The sequence below is a fragment of the Gilvimarinus algae genome (assembly GCF_030518215.1).
Taxonomy (GTDB): Bacteria; Pseudomonadota; Gammaproteobacteria; order Pseudomonadales; family Cellvibrionaceae; genus Gilvimarinus; species Gilvimarinus algae.
Map to the genome: position 1 here is coordinate 1 of NZ_JAULRT010000053.1, position 370 is coordinate 370.

1 protein-coding gene is annotated in these 370 nt (G+C 64.9%); it reads right to left on the reverse strand.

The window, feature by feature from the left end; genetic code table 11:
* On the reverse strand, positions 1-370 hold a 370-nt coding region (locus QWI16_RS11170), incomplete at both ends, for a segregation and condensation protein A (RefSeq protein ID WP_302713188.1).

Consider the following 370-nt stretch of genomic DNA (forward strand, 5'->3'; position numbering starts at 1 on the left):
ATGGCGGCGAAGGGTTCATTCTGCACCAGTTCGATCAGCGCTTCCTTCACCAGTTCGAGAATCGCCATGAAGGTGACCACTACCCCCAGCTTGCCCTCGTCGGGCCCGAACAGCTCGACGAACGGCACGAAAGCACCGCCCTTGAGGCGCTCCAGCACCTGGCTCATGCGCTCGCGGGTGGACAGCGTTTCACGGCTGATCTGGTGGCTCTCGAACAGGTCGTTGCGCCGCATCACCTCGGCCATGGACACCAGCAGCTCTTCCAGGCTGACCTGCGGCAACAGCTTGCGCACCTTGGCCTGCGGTGCCTCCAGGCGCGGCACCCGCACCTCACGGCCAACCCGTGGCAACGCGTCGATGCCTTCGGCTG